This window comes from Cupriavidus sp. MPR-AND1C (assembly GCF_058809705.1).
This window is the reverse complement of the sequence record NZ_JBXASU010000017.1, coordinates 72,616-94,214: the sequence shown is the minus strand read 5'-3', so window position 1 is coordinate 94,214 and position 21,599 is coordinate 72,616. Positions and strand designations below refer to the sequence as shown.

The window sequence follows — 21,599 nt, the reverse complement described above, 5'->3', positions numbered from 1 at the left end:
CCGGGACTAAGCGGCGCGCGCGGCGGCGGCCGTCAGGGACACGGAAGAACACTCACCCGCAGTATGTGCTGCGGGCGAGTCCGACGAGGCGGTGGAGCGGGATAAAGCCGGCTCCGGCGGTCGTCGTTACGCAGCCCGCAGTGACATGGCATTCGGTGCGATCGCAATCTGGCTGCGGCAACACGAACACCCGATGCTACTGCCCACGTAGTTTCTCCGGGATTATGATGGCCGCGAGTGTAGCCCAACGAGGGGGGCTTGTTAAGTGAAATGTGGGTGACGGGGAGGCGCTGGCGCGCAGTGTGTTGTCATGCCGCCCGCGCGCTTTGGCGCCGGCGCCGCAATAGCGGATCGAGCAGCACCGGGGCCATGGCGGCGAACATCCATCTGGCCGCATTTCATCATTTGCGTACCCAGGCCCCAGCCGGCCGCTGTGTACGGCGCCGCTCCTTGTATCGAGGAAGAACGGCAGAAGAGAGCACACAGCGGGTAAAATCGCGGGAACGACTGTTGCCGCGGGGGAGCGCCGACCCGGCTTGACAAGCCCGGCGCGCAGCCGACGCGGCCGACCCAGATTAGCGAGCATCCCATGACCTTCACCGAGCAGCTGGCTGCAGCCTGGCAGCGCAACGATTCCCTCCTCTGCGTCGGGCTAGACCCCGACCCGGGCAAGCTGCCCCTGTCCATGACGGGCACGGGCGGCGCGATCTTCTCCTTTTGCCGCGAGATCGTCGACGCCACCGCCGACCTGGTCTGCGCCTTCAAGCCGCAGATCGCCTATTTCGCGGCGCAGCGCGCCGAAGACCAGCTCGAGCAGCTGATCGCCTATATCCATGACGCCCACCCCGGGATTCCCGTGATCCTGGACGCCAAGCGTGGCGACATCGGCTCGACCGCGCAGCAGTACGCCATCGAAGCCTTCGAGCGTTACCGGGCGGACGCGGTCACGGTCAATCCCTATATGGGCCTGGATTCGCTGGAGCCGTACCTGGCCTATCCGGATCGCGGCGTGATCGTGCTGTGCCGCACTTCCAACCCCGGCGGCTCCGACGTGCAGTTCCTGTCGGTGGATGGCAAGCCGGTGTACCAGGTGGTGGCCGAGGCGGCCGCCACGCGCTGGAATACCAATGGACAGATGGCGCTGGTGGTGGGGGCGACTTTCCCCGCGGAGATTGCCAAGGTGCGCGAGATCGTGGGCGACATGCCGCTGCTGATCCCCGGCATCGGCGCCCAGGGCGGCGACGTCGAGGCCACCGTCCGGGCCGGGCGCACCGGCGCTGGCACCGGCATGATGATCAATTCGTCGCGCGCCATTCTCTATGCCAGCCGCGAGAAGGATTTCGCTGCCGCGGCGCGCAACGTTGCGCTGCAGACGCGCGAAACCATCAACCGCTTCCGCCAGGGCTGAACCGCCGCGTCGCCGGCGGCTTGCTGGCGACGCGCGTACCCGAGGCCTCAGGCCTCGTTGCGGACCAGTTCGAGCAGGCCGCGAATCGCGTATTCCGCAGCCTGGCGGCGGATCTGCTGCCGGTCGCCGCGAAAGCGCTGCGTTTCCACCTTGGTGGTGACGCGGTTGCTCCAGCCGAAGCACACCATGCCCACGGGCTTTTCCGGCGTGCCGCCGGTCGGCCCGGCCACGCCGGTGATCGACAACGCCACCTGGGCGCGGCTGTTGAGCAGGGCGCCTTCGGCCATGGCGCGCGCCACTTCCTCGCTGACCGCGCCATGATCTCGAATCAGCTTGGCCGGCACGCCCAGCATGGTCGACTTGGCCTCGTTCGAGTACGTGACGAAGCCCCGCTCGAACCACCCTGACGAACCCGATACATCCGTAATGGCGGCGGCCACCAGGCCGCCGGTGCAGGATTCCGCGGTGGCGAGCAACAGCGACTTCTCGTTCAGGGAGATTCCGACCTGGACGGCGAGTTGGTCGAGCAAGCGGCTGACGGGCATGATGGCGGATTCAGTAGATGGGTTGGGGAAATGGTCGATCACAGTGAACGCCAGAGGGCGAACACCAGCAGCGTGTAGAAGGCGGCCATGATGTCGTCGAACATCACGCCGAAGCCGCCGCGCAGGCCCGGCCCCTTGAGCGTACGGTCGAGATGCCCGATGGGCGCCGGCTTGACGATATCGAACAGGCGGAACCACAGGAACGCCGCAAGCTGGCCCCAGAAACCGGTCGGCATGACGAAGGCCATGACCAGCCAGAACGCCACGATCTCGTCCCAGACCATGCTGCCGTGGTCAAACACGCCCATGTCGCGCGCGGTACGCGCGCAGGCCCAGAGGCCCAGCACGAAGCCGCCTACGATCAGCCACAGCCAGGTTTCCGGCCGCACCCACATCGAGATCACCAGGTAGGACAGCCACGCGTACAGCGTGCCGACCGTGCCCGGCCCGACCGGCGATAGTCCCGAGCCGAAGCCCAGCGCGATCAGGTGAGCAGGGTGTGAGAGCATGAAACGCGCCGTGGGGCGCGTGACCTTGGCGGCCTGGCCAGCTTCCAGGGTCAGGGCGGAATCGTGCGCGGTAGGCCCGGGCGGGTAGGCGGACATCAGGGATTGGCTCGTCTGGTTCGGATGGGATTGTTCCGGACAGCGTGTCCGGGCAGGGTCTGGCGCCCCGCATGGCTGCATGATGACACGGCGCACGCAGGCTTGTCAGGGGGAGGCGAAGTGGTCGAAGCTGGTGCCGTTGTAAGCGCTCGGATTACCGTCGCGGTCAACCAGGCGCAGGCCGGCCTCGGGCGTGATGACCCCGACGCGCGTCAGGGCCAGCCCGAGCCGCGCGCCGATGGCGGCAATGTGGTCGCGCTCACCCACGGGAGCGGTAAAGCAGAGTTCGTAGTCGTCGCCGCCGGCCAGGGTGCATTCCAGCTGGCGCGGCTCCGGCTGACTGGCCAGCACCGTCGAGCGGGGCAGGGCGTCCACATCGAGCAGGGCGCCGACCTGGGAGCGCTCCAGGATATGGCCGAGGTCGCCGACCAGGCCGTCGGAAATATCGAGTGCCGCATGGGCCACGCCGCGAAGCGCCATGCCCAGTCCGATGCGCGGCGTTGGTGTGTCCATGCGCGGGCGCACCTGGCTGAAGTCCGGCTCGGGTAGCAGCCATTCGCCACGGAAGTCTCCCAGCGCCAGGCGGGCATCGCCAAGCGTGCCGGAGACCCAGATGTCGTCGCCGGGGCGTGCGGCATCGCGTCGCAGTGCCTTATGCACAGGTACGTCGCCGAACACCGTCAGGCTCAGCGTCAGCGGGCCGCGCGTGGTGTCGCCGCCGATCAGTTCGCAGCCGTGGGCGTCTGCCAGTTCCAGCATGCCGGCGGCCAGTTCGGACAGCCATGCGGCTTGTGCATCGGGCAGCGCCAGCGCTAGTGTGAAGGCGCGGGGCTCGGCGCCCATGGCCGCCAGGTCCGACAGGTTGACCGCCAGCGCCTTGTGGCCAAGTGAGCGCGGCGCCACGTCCGGAAAGAAGTGCCGTCCGCTGACCAGCATGTCGGTGCTGATGGCAAGGTGGTGGCCGGGGCGCCCTTCAATCAGCGCGCAATCGTCGCCCACGCCCAGTACCGCCTTGTGTGCGGGCCGGGTAAAGAAGCGGCGGATCAGGTCGAACTCGGAGAGCTGGGCGCTGGAGGAATCGGGCATGAAGGGGATCGGGGCGGCGGAGATTCTGCGAAGGGCCAGGGAAACCGCGCCGGGTCGCGGCCGCTGCGGGTTTCGCCCTGCTGTTCAGCGCTGGCGGCATGCGGCATATTGTACCGAAACGCAAAGGTGCCTCGCGCAAAATGCTTATTGTGAAATAATATTTCACAATATAAAATGCCAGGTTCAAAAGGAAGAGACTGCGGGTACGTGGAGCCGACCCGCCATTTCGTGTCCCATACGTGATTAACGGCTCCACCGACCGGAAGATGCGCCGATGACCAGTCCCCAGCAGCCCACGCCCCAAGACGACCTGAAGCAGCAGCAGCGTGAGGCGCTGCGCAAAGCTGCCCTGGAGTATCACGAGTTTCCGATCCCGGGCAAGATCTCCGTTACGCCGACCAAGCCGCTGTCCAACCAGCGTGACCTGGCACTGGCGTACTCGCCGGGCGTGGCCTACGCGTGCGAGGAAATCGTCGCCGATCCGCTCAATGCATTCCGCTACACCGCGCGCGGCAACCTGGTCGGCGTGATCACCAACGGCACCGCGGTGCTGGGCCTGGGTGATATCGGCCCGGCGGCTTCCAAGCCGGTGATGGAAGGCAAGGCGGGCCTGTTCAAGAAGTTCGCCGGCATCGACGTGTTCGACATCGAACTCGATGAGAAGGACCCCGAGAAGCTGGTGCAGATCATCGCCGCGCTCGAGCCCACCTTCGGCGGCATCAACCTGGAAGACATCAAGGCACCCGAGTGCTTCTACGTCGAGCGCAAGCTGCGCGAGCGCATGAAGATTCCCGTCTTCCACGATGACCAGCATGGCACCGCCATCGTGGTTGGCGCGGCCGTGGTCAATGGCCTGACCGTGGTCGGCAAGGATATCGGCAAGGTCAAGCTGGTGGCTTCCGGCGCGGGCGCTGCGGCGCTGGCCTGCCTGGACCTGCTGCTCGACCTCGGCATGAAGCTCGAGAATATCTGGGTGACCGACCTGGCTGGCGTGGTCTACGAAGGCCGTGCCGAGCTGATGGACCCGGAAAAGGCCCGCTTCGCCCAAAAGACCGACAAGCGCAAGCTGGCTGAAGTGATCGATGGCGCCGATATTTTCCTGGGCCTGTCCGCCGCCGGCGTGCTCAAGCAGGACATGGTCCAGCGCATGGCCGACAAGCCGCTGGTGCTGGCCCTGGCCAACCCCAACCCGGAAATCCTGCCGGAGCTGGTCAAGGAAGTCCGTCCGGACGCGGTGATCGCCACCGGCCGTACCGACTACCCGAACCAGGTCAACAACGTCCTGTGCTTCCCCTTCATCTTCCGTGGCGCGCTTGACTGTGGCGCCACCACCATCACGCGTGAGATGGAAGTCGCCGCGGCGCATGCGATTGCGGAACTGGCCCGCCAGGAGCAGAGCGACATCGTCGCCACCGCCTATGGCATCCAGGACCTGTCCTTTGGCCCCGAGTACCTGATTCCGAAGCCGTTCGATCCGCGCCTGATCGTCAAGATCGCGCCGGCGGTGGCCGAGGCCGCCATGAAGTCCGGCGTGGCCGCGCGCCCCATCAAGGACATGGACGCGTACCGCCTGCAGCTGCAGCAGTTCGTGTACCACTCCGGCACCCTGATGAAGCCGATCTACGCAGCTGCCCGCCAGGTCGACATGGAGAAGAAGCGCATCGTCTTCGCCGAGGGCGAGGAAGAGCGTGTGCTGCGCGCGGTGCAGGTGATCGTCGATGAAAAGCTGGCCAACCCGATCCTGGTCGGCCGCCCTGCCGTCATTGCCCACCGCATCGAGCGCTTTGGCCTGCGCCTGCGCGGCGGCATCGACTTCACCGTGGTCAACCCGGAACACGACGCACGTTTCCGCGACTACTCCGAGGCGTACTTCAAGATGATGGCCCGCCAGGGCATCACCCAGCAGTACGCCAAGCTGGAAATGCGCCGCCGCACCACCTTGATCGGCGCCATGCTGGTCAAGCAGGGCGAAGCCGACGGCATGATCTGCGGTACGGTCAGCACCACCGCCGCGCACCTGCGCTACATCGATCAGGTGCTGGGTGGCAGCAGCGAGGTGTACGCCGCGATGAACGGGCTGGTCCTGCCGGGCCGGCAGATCTTCCTGGTCGACACCCACGTCAACATCGACCCGACCGCTGGCCAGCTGGCAGAGATCACCCTGATGGCCGCCGAAGAGCTCAAGCGCTTCGGCATCGTCCCCAAGGTGGCGCTGATGTCGCACTCCAACTTCGGCACATCCGAAGCGCCTTCGGCGCAGAAGATGCGCGAAACCCTGGCGATCCTGCGCGAGCGCGCCCCGGATCTCGAGGTGGATGGTGAGATGCATGGCGATTGCGCGCTGGACCCGAAGCTGCGTGACACGCTGGTGCCGGACGGCACCCTCAAGGGTGAGGCCAACCTGCTGGTGTGCCCGAACATCGACGCCGCCAACATCGCGTACAACCTGCTCAAGGTCGCAGCGGGCAACAATGTGGCGATCGGGCCGATCCTGCTCGGCGTCAAGGCGCCTGTCCATATCCTGACGCCTTCGGCCACGGTGCGGCGTATCGTCAACATGACGTCTCTGGTGGTGGTGGATGCGGCGGCTAAGCGCTAAACCGCTGTCAGTCTTGAAGAAGCCGGGCTTGCCCGGCTTTTTTATTGCCTTTTTACTACCACCAGCACCCCGTCAGTGTGTGCACACATTTTCTTAACATGTTGAAACAATTGAGGTTTTCCACTCTGCCCGGGGGCGGGGATTGATTATTTATTAGCATGGGCGTAACCTTATGCCTTTGAAGTACGCGCTCGTTACACGCGCGATGAAGCTGTCGATTTATGCGCAGGCCGTCCGGGGCGCAGGCAAAATGGGCAGTTTGGGTGGCGCGGCAACCGCGCAGCGGCGCCGGGATCGTTTGGTTGGTGTCCTCAAATCAAGACAAGCAACGTGGGTTCCCAGATTCCTTTGACGCAGCGCGCATCACAATGGATTTCAGTCGCCGGTCTGGCGCGAGTGGCAAGCCGGGTGCTGGCAGGCGTGGCGTTGTCGTGCGCGCTGGCGCAGCCGGTGCTGGCACGCCAGGCAGCCGATGACGGCACGGGAACCATCGCAGTACAACAGTTGCCCAACGAGGCACAGTCCACGTTGGAGCGGATCGAAGCGGGCGGCCCGTTTCCCTATGCCAAGGATGGCTCGAGGTTCGGCAACTACGAGCGCGCCCTGCCGCAAAGGTCGCGCAATTACTACCGCGAATACACGGTGAAGACAAACAGCCGAAATCGAGGAGCACGACGGATCGTATGTGGCGGTGATCAACGCGCCACCAACGACTGTTACTACACGGACGACCACTACAACAGTTTCAAACGGATAGCCAAATGATGACTGACATTTTCGGACTGGGCGACGCCCTTGCCGCCCGCGAAGAGCGCGGCGCCGGAGATGGCTGGCAGCGGGCCCAGACCCAGGCCCGGAATCTTTACGACAACGTGTTGACGATGCCCCGCAACGAGCTCTCGCAACAACCGCCGCTCGCACCCGTTCCCGCAGCCGGCACTGACGGCAGCCAAGAGGGAGCCATGACCCTGTTCAAGACGGTGCGTCCAAACATCGTCCAGTCGATCCGCGCGTTTCGCGTGCCCGAACTCGCCCAGGCCGCGGCGGAGCTGGGCCAGCATTTCCTGTATGCGAACTGCGCGCACTGCCAGAGCAAGGCGGAAGTGCTGGAAACCATCGCCACCAACTTCCTCTTTCCCAAGCATTTCGGCAAGAATTTCGATGCGCTGGCCGATTGCCTGACCGACCTGATTTACAAGGCGGGCCCGCAGCCCGGTTTCGTGATCGTGCTCGAAGGGCTGCCGATTGCGCAGAAGTTCGACAAGGAAGGGCGCGAGGTTTTGCTGGATGTGTTTCGTGATGCGGCCGATTTCTGGGCCGAGCGCAAGGTGCAGTTCCGCGTGTTCTACTCCTTCGCCTGAGCGCCAGCCGGCAGTCGCGAAGACAGCAAGATAAAAAAGGCCCGCTGCCAGCGGGCCTTTTGCTTTTCCGGCAGGGCGCGGGGTTACGCCGCCGGCGGTACCTGGCCTTGCGGCGTCAGCTTGTCGATCAGCTCCGGCAATCCTTCGCTGAGATGGGCTGCGACATCGTCCTGGGACAGGCCCGTTTTTTCGGCCAGGCTCTCCAGTGCGCCGGTACCACCCAGTGCGCTGGCCAGCGCGGACGGCGAGACCGCCTGGTTGGCGCCGGTGCCGATCCACGAGTTGACCTGTTCGCCCAGGCCGGCCTGGGCCAGGACCTGCTGCAAGGCACCGATGCCGCCGGCCGCCGCGCCCAGCGCGGGGGCGCCGCCGGCCTGGCCGCCCAGCAGCCCGCCGAGCAATCCGCCCAGATCCAGGCCGCCTGGTGCGCCACCGGCCGCGCCGCCGCCCATCAGCCCGCCGAGCAGTCCGCCAAGGCCGCCAAGGCCGCCAAGGCCTCCCGCGCCTGCCGAGGCCGGATCCTGCGCGGCGCCGCCGCTGCTGTCCCCGTCCTTATGGCGCATGGCCAGCATGGCCAGCAGCCCCAGCGCCATCATCATCTTCGGGTTCAGGCCGCCAGCGCCCGCTTCGCCGCTGCCGCGCTGCCCGAGCACTCCGCCCAGCACGCTATCGAGTAGTCCCATGATCGACTCCTTCCGGTGATTGTGGCACCGGGCCGGGATGGCCCGCGGGTGCCGTCAAAATCCGCCCAGTACCGCGTTGAGCGTGGCCAGGCAAGCAAGCCCGGCCGTTTCCGTACGCAAGATGCGCGGCCCGAGTGACACGCCCGTGAAACCGGCGCGCAGCGCCGCCGCCTCCTCGTCCGGCGCCAGCCCGCCTTCGGGGCCGATCAGCAGCGTCACGCCGCGGTCCAGCAGCGCATTGCGCTGCTCGGTGGCAAGCGATACCAGCGACTGCGAGGCCCGCGGTGATACCAGCAGCCGTGCCCCTTCTTGGGCCGCTGCAGGCTTCGCCTGCAGGCCTAGCCAGGATTCCACGTTCGCGACCGGCGCGACCTCCGGCAAGCGATTGCGTCCACATTGCTCGCATGCGGCCTCGACCAGCGCCTGCCAGTGCGCGTGGCGCTTCTGTGCCCGCTCCGCCGAGAGCCGGACCACGGAGCGAGCCGCCTGCAGCGGCTGGATGGCGGCAACGCCAAGTTCGACGGATTTCTCGATCAGCCAGTCCATCTTGTCGCCGCCCGCCAGCCCCTGCGCCAGCGTGACGCGGAACGGCGGCTCGGCCTCGAACGGATCGTGGCTGCCGATCCGCGCCAGCGCATGGCGCTTGCCGATTTCGACCAGGGTAGCCGCATGGCTGCCGCCGCGCCCGTCGAACAGGGTGATGTCGTCGCCGGGGTTGAGCCGCAGCACCTGAACATGGCGCACCACGGCTTCGGGCAACGGCATGTCGGTCTCGGCGGCCAGCGCGGCATCAATGAAAAAGCGAGGCGGCATCAGGCGGATCCATCCTCGTTCTTGCCGGCGGTTTTGTCCACCGGCTTGCCGAAGCCCCAGCGGTAGCCATCGGGATCCTCGACCATGCAGTAGCGGTCGCCCCAGAACTGGTCGGCGGGCGCCATCAGGCTGACCGCGCCGGCGGCGACGGCACGCGCGTGCATGGCATCGACATCGTCGCAGTAGACGTAGAACGTCTGCGGGCATTCGACGCCGAGCGAGCGGGGCGCGCGCGCGGTGCTGCCCCAGGCGCCTTCGGGCGCGAACATCACGACGAGCTCGCCCTGGTAGTGCATCTCGGCGTGGGTCGGCACACCGTTTTCGTCGACCACGTTCCCCGCGCTGAAACCGAAGGCGCGGTGGTAGAAGTCGAGCGCGCTGCGCCCGTTGCCCACCGTCAGGTAGGGGGTGAGCCAGGGGGTGTTGGCCGGTCTTGTCATGATCGTCTCCTGGTTACGGGAAGCCGCGCGGGGCTTGCCTGGGCGGCAAGACTCGCGGTGCGAACGAGCATCTTACGCGGGTGCGCAGGCGCTGTCGAAAAGCGCCTGCAAGTGCAGGGGCAGGGCGAACAAGGCCGAATGGAGCGCGGCGTGGTAGCAGCGCAGCTTGCGGTCAAGCTTCCAGGCGCGCAGCCGCTCGTCGAGCTGCGCGGCATCGGCGCCGCGCACGTCGAGGGTGTCGCTGGCCAGCGCGATGGCCCATTGCGCGCCGTAGACGGGGATGAAGGTGGTGATGGGCCGGACTTGCGCAAAGCACTGCCGCAAGCGCGCGGCGAGCACGCTAACCGAATCGGGGCGGTGTTCCGGCGGGCCAAGGTGCAAGGACAGCACGCCGCCGGGCGCCAGGCAGCGCCGGGCGGCGTGCAGGCCATGGCTGGAGAAGAGCGCCGCCGCCGGGCTGCCGTCGTCGGCCTCGGTCAAATCGAATACGATCAGGTCGAACTGCCGCCCCGCGCGGCCAAAGGCTTCCATCAAGCCCAGCGCGTCGCCAATGGCGAGGTGCATGCGTGGATCCTCGAAGGCGCCCTGGTGGATGCCGTCCAGCCAGGCCCGGGCCAGCGTCACGACATCGGGGTCGAGTTCGGCCACTACCACCTCGCGCATGAAGGGCAGGCGCAGCAATTCATGTGCCGAGCCGCCGTCGCCGCCACCCACCACCAGCGCGGAGCGCGCCGCGCCATGGGCCACGGCCATGGGGTGCACCATCAGCTCATGCTGTATGAAGGCGTCCGCTTCCGCGCTCATGATGCGGCCGTCGAGGCGGAAGATCCGGCCAAAGCGGGGATGCTCGCCAATCTCGATTTGCTGGTACGGCGAGCGCATTGCCGCGAGCAGCCGAATCTGGCCCAAGGTGGTGCCGACGCCCGGGGAAAGCCATTCGGTCCATTGCAGATGGCCGCCAGGCGGGGTCGCCGGGTGGCCTAACTCCCCCCTTTGATCTGGTAAAATTGCGCTTTTCCCGCCGCCAGGTTCCCGCCGCATGTCTCACCTCGCTCATCCCGCCGCTAGTCCGCACGCTTCGCAGCCCGTCCAACTCATGGCCAACGCCATCCGCGTCCTGGCCATGGACGCCGTCCAGCAGGCCAATTCAGGCCACCCCGGCATGCCGATGGGCATGGCGGATATCGCGGTTGCGCTGTGGGGCCGTCATCTGAAGCATAACCCGAGCAACCCCAAGTGGGCTGACCGCGACCGCTTCGTGCTGTCCAACGGCCACGGCTCGATGCTGCTTTACGCGCTGCTGCACCTGACCGGCTACGACCTGCCCCTGGCCGAACTGAAGAACTTCCGCCAGATGCACAGCAAGACGGCAGGCCACCCGGAATATGGCATCACCCCGGGCGTGGAAACCACCACCGGCCCGCTGGGCCAAGGCCTGACCAACGCGGTCGGCATGGCGCTGGCTGAACGCCTGCTGGGCGAGGAATTCAACCGCCCGGGCTTTGACATCGTCAACCACCACACCTATGTATTCCTGGGCGACGGCTGCCTGATGGAAGGCATCAGCCACGAGGCCTGCTCGCTGGCCGGCACGCTCAAGCTGAACAAGCTGGTCGCGCTCTGGGACGACAACGGCATCTCGATCGACGGCGACGTGGTGCACTGGTTCGCCGACGACACGCCGAAGCGTTTCGAAGCCTACGGCTGGAATGTGATCCGCGCGGTGGACGGCCATGACGCCGCCGCCGTCGATGCCGCCATCGCCGAGGCCAAGCACAGCGACCGTCCGACCCTGATCTGCTGCCGCACCCTGATCGGCAAGGGCGCGCCCAACAAGGAAGGCGGCCACGATGTGCATGGCGCGCCGCTTGGCGGCGCCGAAATCCTGGCCACGCGCGAGGCGCTGGGCTGGGCACACGCTCCGTTCGAACTCCCGTCCGAAGTCTATACGGCATGGGATGCAAAGGCCCGCGGCGGTTCGCTGGAAAAGGCCTGGAACGCGCTGTTCGAGGCTTACGCTGAGCGCTTCCCATACGAAGCCGGCGAATTCCAGCGCCGCATGCGCGGCGAGCTGCCAGGCGCGTTTGACGCTGCCGTGGACGCTTTCCTGGCCAAGTGCGAGGAAAAGGCGGAAACCATCGCTACCCGCAAGGCCAGCCAGAACACCATCGAGGCGCTTGCGCCGGTGCTGCCGGAATTCCTGGGTGGCTCGGCCGACCTGACCGGCTCCAACCTGACCAACTGGTCCGGCAGCAAGGCCGTGCGCGGCGATGCCTGGGGCAACCACATCAACTACGGCGTGCGCGAGTTCGGCATGAGCGCCATCATGAACGGCATCACGCTGCATGGTGGCTACATCCCCTACGGCGGCACCTTCCTGACCTTCTCCGACTACAGCCGCAATGCCCTGCGCATGGCGGCGCTGATGAAGATCCGCACGCTGTTCGTGTTTACCCACGACTCCATTGGCCTGGGCGAGGACGGCCCGACCCACCAGTCGATCGAACACGTCGCCAGCCTGCGCCTGATCCCCAACATGGACGTGTGGCGTACCGCCGACACGACCGAAACCGCAGTGGCCTGGGCCCAGGCCGTGCGCCGCGAGAACGGCCCGAGCTGCCTGATTTTCAGCCGCCAGAACCTGCCGTTCCAGAAGCGTGACGACACCACCCGCGCCGATATCGCGCGGGGCGGCTATGTGCTGCGCGCCGGCAACAATCCCAAGACCGGCCGTCCGGATGCCGTGATCATCGCCACCGGCTCGGAAGTCGGCCTGGCCGTGGGTGCCGCAGACCAACTGGCCACCGATGGCGTGCACGTGCGCGTGGTCTCGGTGCCGGCAACCACGGTGTTCGACAAGCAGGACGCCGCCTACAAGGCATCGGTGCTGCCGGCCGGCGTGCCGCGCGTGGCGGTCGAGGCAGGCGTGACGGACTTCTGGTGGAAGTACCAGGTCCAGGCCGTGGTGGGCATTGACACCTTCGGCGAATCGGCTCCCGCTGGCGTATTGTTCAAGCACTTCGGCTTCACGGTCGAGAACGTCGTGCGCACCGTGCGCGACACGCTCGGTCAGTAACAGGTATTCCCGGGCCCGCGCAGCGGTCGACTCGGCCGCGCGGGCCGGCAGACGCTTTCCCGCATCCATCGATCGTTAGCCTACTCAGGAGATCAACATGACCATCAAGATCGGCATCAACGGCTTCGGCCGCATCGGGCGCATGGTGTTCCGCGCAGCCGCAGCCAACTTCAAGGAAATCGAAGTCGTCGGCATCAACGACCTGCTCGAACCCGACTACCTGGCTTACATGCTGAAGTACGACTCGGTGCACGGCCGCTTTGACGGCGAAGTGTCGGTCGACGGCAACACCCTGATCGTCAATGGCAAGAAAATCCGCCTGACCGCTGTCAAGGATCCGTCCGAGCTGAAGTGGGGCGAGATCGGCGCCGACGTGGTGATCGAATCCACCGGCATCTTCCTGACCAAGGAAGGCGCGCAGAAGCACATCGACGCGGGCGCCAAGAAGGTGATCATGTCGGCACCGTCCAAGGATGACACCCCGATGTTCGTGTACGGCGTGAACCACGGCACGTACAAGGGCGAGGCGATCATCTCCAACGCCAGCTGCACCACCAACTGCCTGGCGCCGGTCGCCAAGGTGCTGAACGACAAATGGGGCATCAAGCGCGGCCTGATGACCACCGTGCACGCCACCACCGCCACGCAAAAGACCGTCGATGGCCCGTCCAACAAGGACTGGCGCGGTGGCCGCGGCATCCTGGAAAACATCATCCCGTCGAGCACTGGCGCCGCCAAGGCCGTGGGCGTGGTGATTCCCGAGCTGAACAAGAAGCTGACCGGCATGTCGTTCCGCGTGCCGACCTCCGACGTATCGGTGGTCGACCTGACCGTCGAGCTGGAAAAGGGTGCTACCTACGCCGAGATCTGCGCCGAAATGAAGGCACAGAGCCAGGGCGCGCTCAAGGGCGTGCTGGGCTATACGGAAGACAAGGTCGTTGCCACGGATTTCCGCGGCGACGCACGCACCTCGATCTTCGATGCGGAAGCCGGCATCGCGCTGGACTCGACCTTCGTCAAGATCGTGAGCTGGTACGACAACGAATGGGGCTATTCCAACAAGGTGCTGGAAATGGCTCGCGTGGTCGCCAAGTAAGTTTGCCGGGATAGGTTGGTTTGCGCACGGAACAAGGCGGCATTCCCCGGGATGCCGCTTTGCCGTCGGCTTGCAACTCCAGCTATCGGAAGCCCGGGCGGGTCCTTTTGCCAGGATCCTGGCAAAAGGATGACGACCGGCACGGTGCAAGGGGCTGGCGCGGAATTCCTGTTCCACTCCCCGCTTTGCTCTTACACTGTGAAAGTGCTGAAAACACCGATGTGCAGCCAATGCAAGTGACGATACGGTCATTCCCAATTCCCAATCCAACCTGGGTGAGATCATGGTGAATGTGGATACCAAGCTGCTCGTGATTTTTACCGAGCTGCTCAGCAAGCGAAACGCGACCTACGTCGCGGAAAAAATGCATATGACCGCGCCTGCGGTTTCGCATTCGCTGGGCCGCCTTCGCGAGATTTTCGACGATCCCCTCTTCATCCGCGTGCCGCACGGCCTGACGCCGCGAGCCTTGGAACTGGGGCCGAAGATTCGCGACATGCTGGACCTGTGGTCCTCGATCAACGAGGGCGACGCCGATAATTTCGACCCCGCCACCGCCACCGGCACCCTCAACATCGGCTTTGCCGCCGAGCTGGGCGATACGGTCTTTAACCGCTTTATCCTGCGCATCAAGCAACTGGCGCCGGAGTTGCATATCAAGCTGGTCGAATCCCATTCCTGGGAGTCGGACGTGGCCGCCATGCGCGGCAACGAGCTGGATCTGGCGTTCTCGCCATTCCCGACCCGGCATCCCGAAATCGTGGAAGAGATGGTGACTTCGCTCAACCTCTGGGTTTGCGCGCGTAAAAACCATCCGGTGCTCAAGGGCACCTGCACGCTCGAGCAGTATCTCGACTGCGGTCACATCTTCATGGCGCATTCCGGCGGCAATGGCCGTCCGGCACCGTCGCTGATCCCGCTGGACTACGCGTTGCAGCAGCGCGGGCTAAAGCGCAATGCCACGCTGACGGTGCATTCCTGGCGCGCGCAGTCGGAACTCGCCGCGCAGACCGACATGATCTTCACGGTCAATGCGCTAACCAAGGACATGGCTTGCGAGACCTATGGCCTCAAGGCCTTCCCCTTGCCGGCGGAACTCAACACCACGCTGGGCCTGAACATGTTCTGGCACCGCAGCCGCAACACCCACCCGATGCTGGTGTGGGCACGCGGGCTGTTCCGCCAGGTCGTGGGCGAATTCGTCGGCGTGCCGACGGTTGCGCGCGGCCTGCATATCGTTGCCGAGCAGGATCATACGGAGTCGTGAAGCAGGCTTGAAATAAAAAAACCGGCGCTGGCGCCGGTTTTTTTATGTTCGCGCGGCGGGCCGCGGCAGGCTTAGCGCTTGGGCCGGTGGGGGCACTCGTGCTTGGTGCAGCTGCCATAGAGCGACAATGCGTGTTCTTGCAGCGCGAAGCCGCGCTCGGTTGCGATGCTTTGCTGGCGACGCTCGATCTCGGAGTCGTAGAATTCCTCCACGCGGCCGCAATCGATGCAGACCAGGTGGTCGTGATGCTTGCCTTCATTCAGCTCGAAAATGGCTTTGCCGGATTCGAAGTTGTTGCGCGACAGCAGTCCAGCCTGCTCGAACTGGGTCAGCACGCGATAGACGGTTGCAAGGCCGATATCCATTTGTTCGTTGAGCAGGATGCGGTAAACATCTTCCGCGCTGAGGTGGCGCTGCTCGCTGGTCTGGAAGATCTCGAGGATCTTCAGGCGCGGTACGGTCGCTTTAAGACCGATATTTTTGAGGTCCGCCGGACTCGGCATGGGCGTGACTCCCTAGAGTACAATGTCTGGATAGTTGAATCATAAGGGTTTTGGCGGCAAAAGTCGCCCCGGCGGTTGCCCGGGGCTCGGTCACCAGCCCTAGGCTGCGCTCGCGATGATCCATCGCCGCTGCCGCCTCATGGTAAGCGCCGTGAGGGCCTGAATCGGCACTTTTCTCTCCCTTCTAGAAGCGAGATACATGCGTTCATTTCGTTCGTCCGCCATGCGTCCGACGCTGGTTACTACTGTGCTGGCTGCAGCTACTCTGCTAACGGCTGCGTGCTCCACCTATGACAATACGTCGCGCAAGGTCGCCAACGCGATCACGCCGTACCGTATCAATATCGTGCAAGGCAACTTTGTCTCGCGTGAAGCCGCCGCCCAGTTGCGTGAAGGCATGACGCGCGAGCAGGTCAAGTTCCTGCTCGGCACGCCGCTGCTGGCCGATGTGTTCCACGGCAATCGCTGGGACTATGTGTTCTCGTTCCGCCGCGGCAATACGCCGGTGGTGCAGCAGCGCCGCTATACCGTGTTCTTCGATGGCGACAAGCTGGTCAAGTTCGGTGGTGACGAACTGCCGTCCGAATATGAACTGATTGCCGAAATCGACGGCATGAAGGCCATGCAGGCGGGCAAGATACCGACGCCCAAGGCACCGGCTGAAACCGGTGCCGCGGCGTCGGAAGCGGCTGCGGCGCCTGCAGCGCCGGCTGCCGCCGCCTCGTCCGCCGCAGCCGGTGGCCCCGCCAGCCCGACCAACTGAGCCTTCAGGCCCGAATGCCGGCCGCATCACGCGGCCGGCTTGTATTTTGACTGCTGACACGCCATGAATATCGCCATCGCAGGTGCCTCCGGCCGCATGGGCCGTATGCTGATCGAACACGTACTCGCCACCGAAGGCGTCACCCTGTCGGGCGCGCTGGATGTGCCGGGGGCCCCGGCGCTGGGCCAGGATGCCGGGCTGCTGCTGGGCCGCGCCACGGGCGTGGTGATCACCTCGGATATCGAAGCTGCCCTCGCTGGCGCCGACTGCCTGATCGACTTCACCCGTCCCGAGGGCACGCTCGTGCACCTGGCAGCGGCAAGGCGCCTGGGTGTCAAGGTGGTCACCGGCACCACCGGGTTTGACGACGCCGGCCGTGCCGCCATCGCCGAAGCTGCCAAGCACATTGGCGTGGTGTTCTCCGCCAATATGAGCGTGGGCGTCAATGCCACGTTCAAGCTGCTGGAAGTCGCCGCCAAGCTGCTGTCGTCCGGCTACGACATCGAAGTCATCGAGGCGCACCACCGCCATAAAGTGGATGCCCCGTCGGGCACCGCGCTGGCGATGGGCGAGGTGGTGGCCAAGGCATTGGGCCGCGATCTGAAGACCTGCGGCGTGTTTGCCCGCGAAGGCCACACCGGCCCGCGCGACCCCAATTCCATTGGCTTTGCCACCGTGCGCGGCGGTGATATCGTGGGCGACCACACCGTGATGTTCGCCGGCACCGGCGAGCGCATCGAGATCACGCACAAGTCGTCGAGCCGCCAGTCGTATGCCGAGGGCGCGCTACGCGCGGCGCGCTTCCTCGCCGACAAGCCCACCGGGCTGTTCGACATGCAGGACGTGCTTGGCCTGAAGTAAGGCCCCGGCAGGCCCTGCGCCGAAAGTGCCGACGGTTATAATCGGCACTTTCGCCGTTCCAGCGCAGGCGGGCGCCGCAAGGCTTGCCCGCCGCTTATCTTTTCCACGCTTTTCGCACGCCGACGCACCGCGCCGTTGTCCTGAACATGCAAGACAAATATCTTCCCTCAGCCGTTGAACAAGCCGCCCAGCAACACTGGCAAGCCATCGATGCCTACCGCGTATCGGAAGAGGCGAAGCTGGCCGACGGCAGCGAGAAGCCGAAGTTCTATGCCTGCTCGATGCTGCCTTACCCGTCGGGCAAGCTGCATATGGGCCACGTGCGCAACTACACCATCAACGACATGATGGCGCGCCATCTGCGCATGAATGGGCACAACGTGCTGATGCCGATGGGCTGGGATGCGTTCGGCATGCCGGCGGAAAACGCCGCGCTCAACAATGGCGTGGCGCCCGCAGCCTGGACTTACAACAACATCGCTGAAATGAAGCGGCAGATGCAGTCGATGGGCCTGGCCATCGACTGGTCGCGCGAAGTCGCCACCTGCAGCCCGGACTACTACCGCTGGAACCAGTGGCTGTTCCTCAAGATGCTGGAAAAGGGCATCGCCTACCGCAAGACTGGCACGGTGAACTGGGATCCGGTCGACCAGACCGTGCTGGCCAATGAGCAGGTCATCGACGGGCGCGGGTGGCGCTCGGGCGCGCTGGTTGAAAAGCGCGAGATCCCGATGTACTACCTGCGCATCACCGATTACGCCGAGGAACTGCTCGGCGATCTGGACGACCTGGGCTGGCCCGAGCGCGTCAAGATCATGCAGCAGAACTGGATCGGCAAGAGCGTGGGCGTGCGCTTCGGGTTTACGCATGCCATCGCCGGTGACGACGGCAAGCTGATCGGCGACGGCAAGCTCTATGTGTTCACCACGCGCGCCGACACCATCATGGGCGTGACTTTCTGCGCGGTCGCCGCCGAGCACCCGCTGGCCACCCATGCCGCCGCGACCAATCCTGAGTTGGCCGCCTTCATCAACGAGTGCAAGCACGGCTCGGTGATGGAAGCCGATATGGCGACCATGGAAAAGAAGGGCATGCCCACCGGCCTGAAGGTTGTGCACCCCCTGACCGGCGAGCAGGTCGAGGTGTGGGTTGGCAACTACGTGCTGATGAGCTACGGCGACGGCGCTGTGATGGGCGTGCCCGCGCACGACGAGCGCGACTTCGCCTTTGCCAACAAGTACGGCTTGCCGATCAAGCAAGTGGTCGACATGGTTGACGCCAAAAAGGGCCAGCCGTTCTCCACCGAAGCCTGGCAGGAGTGGTATGGCGACAAGGAGCACGGCACCTGCATCCATAGCGGCAAATACGACGGCCTGGACTACAAGGCTGCGGTAGAAGCCATCGCAGCCGATCTCGGTGCCAAGGGCCTGGGCGAGAAGAAGATCACCTGGCGTCTGCGCGACTGGGGCATCTCGCGCCAGCGCTACTGGGGCACGCCGATCCCGCTGATCCATTGCGACGGCTGCGGCGTGGTGCCGGTGCCGGAGCAGGACCTGCCGGTGGTGCTGCCGGAAGACCTGGTGCCGGACGGCACCGGCAACCCGCTGGCCAAGGACCCGCGTTTCCTCGCGTGCACCTGCCCGTCGTGCGGCAAGCCGGCGCGCCGCGAGACCGACACCATGGATACCTTCATCGATTCGTGCTGGTATTACATGCGCTATACCTGCCCGGACGCGGCCACCATGGTCGACGCGCGCAACGACTACTGGATGCCCATGGACCAGTACATCGGCGGCATCGAGCACGCGATCCTTCACCTGCTGTACGCCCGTTTCTGGACCAAGGTCATGCGCGACATGGGCCTGGTCACGTTCAACGAGCCGTTCTCCAACTTGCTCACGCAGGGCATGGTGCTCAACGATACCTACTACCGCGAGGACGCGGCGGGCAAGAAGACCTGGTACAACCCGGCCGAAGTCGACGTCAGCACCGATGAGCGCGGCCGCCCGCTGGGCGCCGTGCTCAAGGCGGATGGCCAGCCGGTGGTGATCGGCGGCGTGGAGAAGATGTCGAAGTCCAAGAACAACGGCATCGACCCGCAGGCCCTGATCGACCAGTACGGCGCCGACACCGCGCGCCTGTTCGTCATGTTCGCCGCGCCGCCCGAGCAGCAGCTCGAGTGGAGCGGCTCGGGCGTGGAGGGCGCTTCGCGCTTCCTGCGCCGGGTGTGGAACTATGGCTATGCCAACGCCGAGGCGATTGCAGCGGCGGGCAATGCCGTGCCGTCCGGCGACGCCGACGCAGCGCTGCGTCGCGAGATCCACGGCGTGCTCAAGCAGGCCAACTACGACTATCAGCGCATCCAGTACAACACCGTGGTGTCCGCCACCATGAAGATGCTCAACGCGCTGGAAGACGCCAAGCAGGCCACGCCCGCCGCGCGCCGCGAGGGCCTGGGCATCCTGCTGCGCGTGCTGTACCCGGTGGTGCCGCACATCACCCACGGGCTGTGGCAAGAGCTCGGCTACGCCACGCAGTACGGCGACTTGCTCGACGCAGCGTGGCCGCAGGTGGACGAATCCGCGCTGGTGCAAAGCGAGCTGGACCTCGTGCTGCAGATCAACGGCAAGGTGCGCGGCAGCCTGAAGGTGCCGGCCGTTGCCGATCGCGCCGCCATCGAGGCCATGGCCGCCGCCAGCGAGATTGTTGCCAGGTTCGCTGAAGGCGCCGCGCCGAAGAAGATCGTGGTGGTCCCGGGCCGCCTCGTTAACGTGGTTCTTTAATGTGGCGCTGTAACTAGCGCTGAGAGAAGCCAACAAGGGAGCTGCCCACATGGATGGACAGAAGCTGGATCGACCGCTGCAGGGCCGCCGCAAGGTCCTGGCCACGCTGCTGCTGGCCGGCCTGCTGGGCGGCTGCGGGTTTCACATGCGCGGCAACGCGGACTTCGCATTCAAGCGGCTGTATGTGAGCATTCCGCCCAATACGCTGATGGGCTCCGATTTGCGCCGCGCCATCCGCAACGGGTCGGACACGCAGATCGTGACCGACCCGAAAGAGGCGGATGCCCTGCTCGATGTGCTGCAGGACACGCGTACCAAGACAGTGCTGTCGATCACCACCACCGGCGTGGTGCGCGAGTATCGCCTGACGCAGCGCTTCACCTTCCGCCTGCGTGACGCCGGCGGCCAGGAGCTGATCGCGCCGTCGCAACTGGTGCTCACGCGCGACCTGACCTACAACGAAGCCAACACGCTGGCCAAGGATTACGAAGAGCAGCAGCTCTATCGCGACATGCAGCGTGACATCGTGCAGCAGCTGATTCGCCGGCTGAGCGCGGTCAAGGCCATCTGAGCGGCGCGATAAACGCCGGCCAGACAAGCCCAACAGGCAAGGACAGAGGAAAGAAGCGCACGGCATGCAGCTCAAGCTCGATGGACTCGAAGCGCACCTGCGCCAGGCCAAGGGACGCGGCCTGGCTCCGCTCTACGTGGTGCATGGCGATGAGCACCTGCTGGTGCTGGAGGCGGTCGACCGCCTGCGCCAGGCTGCGCGCGAGGCCGGCTTCACGGAGCGCGAGGTGCTGTCTTCCGAGCGCGGCTTCAACTGGGGCCACGTGGTCCAGGCGCAGCAATCGATGTCGCTGTTCGGCGACCGCAAGATCGTCGAGCTGCGGATTCCCTCCGGCAAGCCCGGCAAGGACGGCGGCGAGGCGCTGCGCGCGGTGGCTGCCCAGCCTTCGCCGGACGTGGTCATGTTCATCACGCTGCCGCGGCTGGACTTTGCCACGGCCAAGTCGGCCTGGTTCCAGGCGCTGGACGCCGCCGGCGTGTCGATCAAGGTTGATTCCGTCGACCGCACCCGGCTGCCGGCCTGGGTCGGCGAGCGGCTGGCGCTGCAGCAGCAACGGGTCGAGCCCGGCGAACCGGGGCGGCGCGCGCTGCAGTTCATCGCCGACAAGGTCGAAGGCAACCTGCTGGCCGCTCACCAGGAAATCCAGAAGCTCGGCCTGCTGTATCCCGCTGGTCCGCTGACCTTCGAGCAGGTGCACGATGCGGTGCTCAACGTGGCCCGCTACGACGTCTTCAAGCTCTCCGAAGCCATGCTCAGCGGCGACGTGCCGCGCCTGGTGCGCATGCTCGAAGGGCTACGCGGGGAGGGCGAGGCCACGGTGCTGGTGCTGTGGGCGCTGACCGAGGAAATTCGCGTATTATCCAAGGTCCGGCAAGGGCTGGCGGCAGGCAAGCAGATCGGTGTCCTGACGCGTGAACTGCGTATATGGGGCCCGCGCGAAAAGCTGGTGCCGCAGGCCGCGCAGCGCCTCTCGCTGGCGCAGCTGGAAGCGGCGCTGGGCATGGCCGCCAAGCTGGACCGGCAGGTCAAGGGCCTGCGCGCCGAAGGCATGCCGGCCGAGCCCTGGGATGGCCTGCTGCAGCTGGCGCTGACCATCGCCCGGTAAGCCCGCAGGCCGGTAGCCGGTAGCGCGGTCGTTG

20 protein-coding genes are annotated in these 21,599 nt (G+C 65.5%); 12 read left to right on the top strand and 8 right to left on the bottom strand.

Translation table 11 applies throughout. The annotated features are described in order from the left end of the window. The first annotated feature begins 589 nt into the window (after window positions 1–589). Window positions 590–1,408 carry an orotidine-5'-phosphate decarboxylase gene (gene pyrF, locus AC1RWI_RS12535; RefSeq protein ID WP_043349590.1) on the top strand — a complete coding sequence of 273 codons (819 nt, stop codon included), beginning with the start codon at window positions 590–592 and terminating at the stop codon, window positions 1,406–1,408. 47 nt (window positions 1,409–1,455) lie between these two features. On the opposite strand, the gene AC1RWI_RS12530 is transcribed toward pyrF, so the two are convergent. The 3 genes from AC1RWI_RS12530 to thiL form a co-directional block, all read right to left on the bottom strand. Next, a complete protein-coding gene (locus AC1RWI_RS12530; protein ID WP_043352318.1) occupies window positions 1,456–1,953 on the bottom strand; it encodes a CinA family protein in 498 nt (165 codons plus the stop codon). A gap of 38 nt (window positions 1,954–1,991) precedes the next feature. Then, the gene (locus AC1RWI_RS12525) at window positions 1,992–2,558 is read right to left on the bottom strand and encodes a phosphatidylglycerophosphatase A family protein (protein WP_492866696.1); all 567 of its coding nucleotides are present in this window, start codon (window positions 2,556–2,558) and stop codon (window positions 1,992–1,994) included. Between the two features lie 105 nt (window positions 2,559–2,663). Further along, the gene (thiL, locus tag AC1RWI_RS12520; protein WP_043349586.1) at window positions 2,664–3,644 is read right to left on the bottom strand and encodes a thiamine-phosphate kinase; all 981 of its coding nucleotides are present in this window, start codon (window positions 3,642–3,644) and stop codon (window positions 2,664–2,666) included. 274 nt (window positions 3,645–3,918) lie between these two features. On the opposite strand from thiL, the gene AC1RWI_RS12515 reads away from it, so the two are divergent. From AC1RWI_RS12515 to AC1RWI_RS12505, 3 genes are all read left to right on the top strand, one after another. Beyond that, window positions 3,919–6,243 carry an NADP-dependent malic enzyme gene (locus AC1RWI_RS12515; RefSeq protein ID WP_043349583.1) on the top strand — a complete coding sequence of 775 codons (2,325 nt, stop codon included), beginning with the start codon at window positions 3,919–3,921 and terminating at the stop codon, window positions 6,241–6,243. 408 nt (window positions 6,244–6,651) lie between these two features. Continuing rightward, window positions 6,652–7,008, top strand: coding sequence for a guanyl-specific ribonuclease (locus AC1RWI_RS12510; protein ID WP_318230911.1), 357 nt, complete (start codon window positions 6,652–6,654; stop codon window positions 7,006–7,008). Then, window positions 7,005–7,604, top strand: coding sequence for a barstar family protein (locus tag AC1RWI_RS12505; RefSeq protein WP_043349577.1), 600 nt, complete (start codon window positions 7,005–7,007; stop codon window positions 7,602–7,604). The genes AC1RWI_RS12510 and AC1RWI_RS12505 overlap by 4 nt, the downstream gene beginning before the upstream one ends. 83 nt (window positions 7,605–7,687) lie before the next feature. Here AC1RWI_RS12505 and AC1RWI_RS12500 read toward each other — a convergent pair whose 3' ends face one another. From AC1RWI_RS12500 to AC1RWI_RS12485, 4 genes are all read right to left on the bottom strand, one after another. Then, the gene (locus AC1RWI_RS12500) at window positions 7,688–8,287 is read right to left on the bottom strand and encodes a YidB family protein (RefSeq protein WP_492866693.1); all 600 of its coding nucleotides are present in this window, start codon (window positions 8,285–8,287) and stop codon (window positions 7,688–7,690) included. Window positions 8,288–8,341: 54 nt separating this feature from the next. Further along, entirely contained in the window at window positions 8,342–9,100 is a 759-nt protein-coding gene (locus AC1RWI_RS12495) for a 16S rRNA (uracil(1498)-N(3))-methyltransferase (protein ID WP_492866691.1), read from the bottom strand. After that, on the bottom strand, window positions 9,100–9,540 hold the full coding sequence (locus tag AC1RWI_RS12490) for a VOC family protein (protein ID WP_043349570.1): 441 nt from the start codon (window positions 9,538–9,540) through the stop codon (window positions 9,100–9,102). Before AC1RWI_RS12490 ends, AC1RWI_RS12495 begins: the two co-directional genes overlap by 1 nt. 72 nt (window positions 9,541–9,612) lie before the next feature. Then, the gene (locus AC1RWI_RS12485) at window positions 9,613–10,449 is read right to left on the bottom strand and encodes a spermine/spermidine synthase domain-containing protein (protein ID WP_492866689.1); all 837 of its coding nucleotides are present in this window, start codon (window positions 10,447–10,449) and stop codon (window positions 9,613–9,615) included. Window positions 10,450–10,579: 130 nt separating this feature from the next. On the opposite strand from AC1RWI_RS12485, the gene tkt reads away from it, so the two are divergent. The 3 genes from tkt to AC1RWI_RS12470 all read left to right on the top strand — a co-directional run bounded on the left by tkt (window position 10,580) and on the right by AC1RWI_RS12470 (window position 14,979). Then, window positions 10,580–12,616, top strand: a complete 2,037-nt coding sequence (gene tkt / locus AC1RWI_RS12480; protein WP_492866687.1) for a transketolase — start codon at window positions 10,580–10,582, stop codon at window positions 12,614–12,616. A gap of 97 nt (window positions 12,617–12,713) precedes the next feature. Beyond that, window positions 12,714–13,712 (top strand): type I glyceraldehyde-3-phosphate dehydrogenase, encoded by a 999-nt coding sequence (gap, locus tag AC1RWI_RS12475; protein ID WP_043349563.1) that lies wholly within the window; start codon window positions 12,714–12,716, stop codon window positions 13,710–13,712. 283 nt (window positions 13,713–13,995) lie between these two features. Continuing rightward, window positions 13,996–14,979, top strand: a complete 984-nt coding sequence (locus tag AC1RWI_RS12470; protein WP_492866685.1) for a LysR family transcriptional regulator — start codon at window positions 13,996–13,998, stop codon at window positions 14,977–14,979. A gap of 71 nt (window positions 14,980–15,050) precedes the next feature. On the opposite strand, the gene fur is transcribed toward AC1RWI_RS12470, so the two are convergent. Continuing rightward, entirely contained in the window at window positions 15,051–15,482 is a 432-nt protein-coding gene (gene fur / locus AC1RWI_RS12465) for a ferric iron uptake transcriptional regulator (protein ID WP_043349559.1), read from the bottom strand. 199 nt (window positions 15,483–15,681) lie between these two features. On the opposite strand from fur, the gene AC1RWI_RS12460 reads away from it, so the two are divergent. The 5 genes from AC1RWI_RS12460 (at window position 15,682) to holA (ending at window position 21,565) form a co-directional block, all read left to right on the top strand. Further along, complete coding sequence (locus AC1RWI_RS12460; protein ID WP_043349556.1) at window positions 15,682–16,245, top strand: outer membrane protein assembly factor BamE; 564 nt, start codon at window positions 15,682–15,684, stop codon at window positions 16,243–16,245. Window positions 16,246–16,308: 63 nt separating this feature from the next. Then, window positions 16,309–17,106 (top strand): 4-hydroxy-tetrahydrodipicolinate reductase, encoded by a 798-nt coding sequence (dapB, locus tag AC1RWI_RS12455; RefSeq protein WP_043349554.1) that lies wholly within the window; start codon window positions 16,309–16,311, stop codon window positions 17,104–17,106. 146 nt (window positions 17,107–17,252) lie between these two features. Beyond that, a complete protein-coding gene (gene leuS, locus AC1RWI_RS12450) occupies window positions 17,253–19,889 on the top strand; it encodes a leucine--tRNA ligase (protein ID WP_043352317.1) in 2,637 nt (878 codons plus the stop codon). 49 nt (window positions 19,890–19,938) lie between these two features. Then, window positions 19,939–20,460, top strand: a complete 522-nt coding sequence (locus AC1RWI_RS12445) for an LPS-assembly lipoprotein LptE (RefSeq protein ID WP_052494686.1) — start codon at window positions 19,939–19,941, stop codon at window positions 20,458–20,460. A 64-nt stretch (window positions 20,461–20,524) separates the two neighbouring features. Further along, window positions 20,525–21,565, top strand: coding sequence for a DNA polymerase III subunit delta (gene holA, locus AC1RWI_RS12440; RefSeq protein WP_043349552.1), 1,041 nt, complete (start codon window positions 20,525–20,527; stop codon window positions 21,563–21,565). Window positions 21,566–21,599: the final 34 nt, after the last annotated feature.

Excerpts from the sequence above, each read along its gene's own strand:
- pyrF (WP_043349590.1), top strand. The coding sequence starts at position 590 with ATGACCTTCACCGAGCAGCTGGCTGCAGCCTGGCAGCGCAACGATTCC.
- AC1RWI_RS12530 (WP_043352318.1), bottom strand. The coding sequence starts at position 1,953 with ATGCCCGTCAGCCGCTTGCTCGACCAACTCGCCGTCCAGGTCGGAATC.
- AC1RWI_RS12525 (WP_492866696.1), bottom strand. The coding sequence starts at position 2,558 with ATGTCCGCCTACCCGCCCGGGCCTACCGCGCACGATTCCGCCCTGACC.
- thiL (WP_043349586.1), bottom strand. The coding sequence starts at position 3,644 with ATGCCCGATTCCTCCAGCGCCCAGCTCTCCGAGTTCGACCTGATCCGC.
- AC1RWI_RS12515 (WP_043349583.1), top strand. The coding sequence starts at position 3,919 with ATGACCAGTCCCCAGCAGCCCACGCCCCAAGACGACCTGAAGCAGCAG.
- AC1RWI_RS12505 (WP_043349577.1), top strand. The coding sequence starts at position 7,005 with ATGATGACTGACATTTTCGGACTGGGCGACGCCCTTGCCGCCCGCGAA.
- AC1RWI_RS12500 (WP_492866693.1), bottom strand. The coding sequence starts at position 8,287 with ATGGGACTACTCGATAGCGTGCTGGGCGGAGTGCTCGGGCAGCGCGGC.
- AC1RWI_RS12495 (WP_492866691.1), bottom strand. The coding sequence starts at position 9,100 with ATGCCGCCTCGCTTTTTCATTGATGCCGCGCTGGCCGCCGAGACCGAC.
- AC1RWI_RS12490 (WP_043349570.1), bottom strand. The coding sequence starts at position 9,540 with ATGACAAGACCGGCCAACACCCCCTGGCTCACCCCCTACCTGACGGTG.
- tkt (WP_492866687.1), top strand. The coding sequence starts at position 10,580 with ATGTCTCACCTCGCTCATCCCGCCGCTAGTCCGCACGCTTCGCAGCCC.
- gap (WP_043349563.1), top strand. The coding sequence starts at position 12,714 with ATGACCATCAAGATCGGCATCAACGGCTTCGGCCGCATCGGGCGCATG.
- AC1RWI_RS12470 (WP_492866685.1), top strand. The coding sequence starts at position 13,996 with ATGGTGAATGTGGATACCAAGCTGCTCGTGATTTTTACCGAGCTGCTC.
- fur (WP_043349559.1), bottom strand. The coding sequence starts at position 15,482 with ATGCCGAGTCCGGCGGACCTCAAAAATATCGGTCTTAAAGCGACCGTA.
- AC1RWI_RS12460 (WP_043349556.1), top strand. The coding sequence starts at position 15,682 with ATGCGTTCATTTCGTTCGTCCGCCATGCGTCCGACGCTGGTTACTACT.
- dapB (WP_043349554.1), top strand. The coding sequence starts at position 16,309 with ATGAATATCGCCATCGCAGGTGCCTCCGGCCGCATGGGCCGTATGCTG.
- leuS (WP_043352317.1), top strand. The coding sequence starts at position 17,253 with ATGCAAGACAAATATCTTCCCTCAGCCGTTGAACAAGCCGCCCAGCAA.
- AC1RWI_RS12445 (WP_052494686.1), top strand. The coding sequence starts at position 19,939 with ATGGATGGACAGAAGCTGGATCGACCGCTGCAGGGCCGCCGCAAGGTC.
- holA (WP_043349552.1), top strand. The coding sequence starts at position 20,525 with ATGCAGCTCAAGCTCGATGGACTCGAAGCGCACCTGCGCCAGGCCAAG.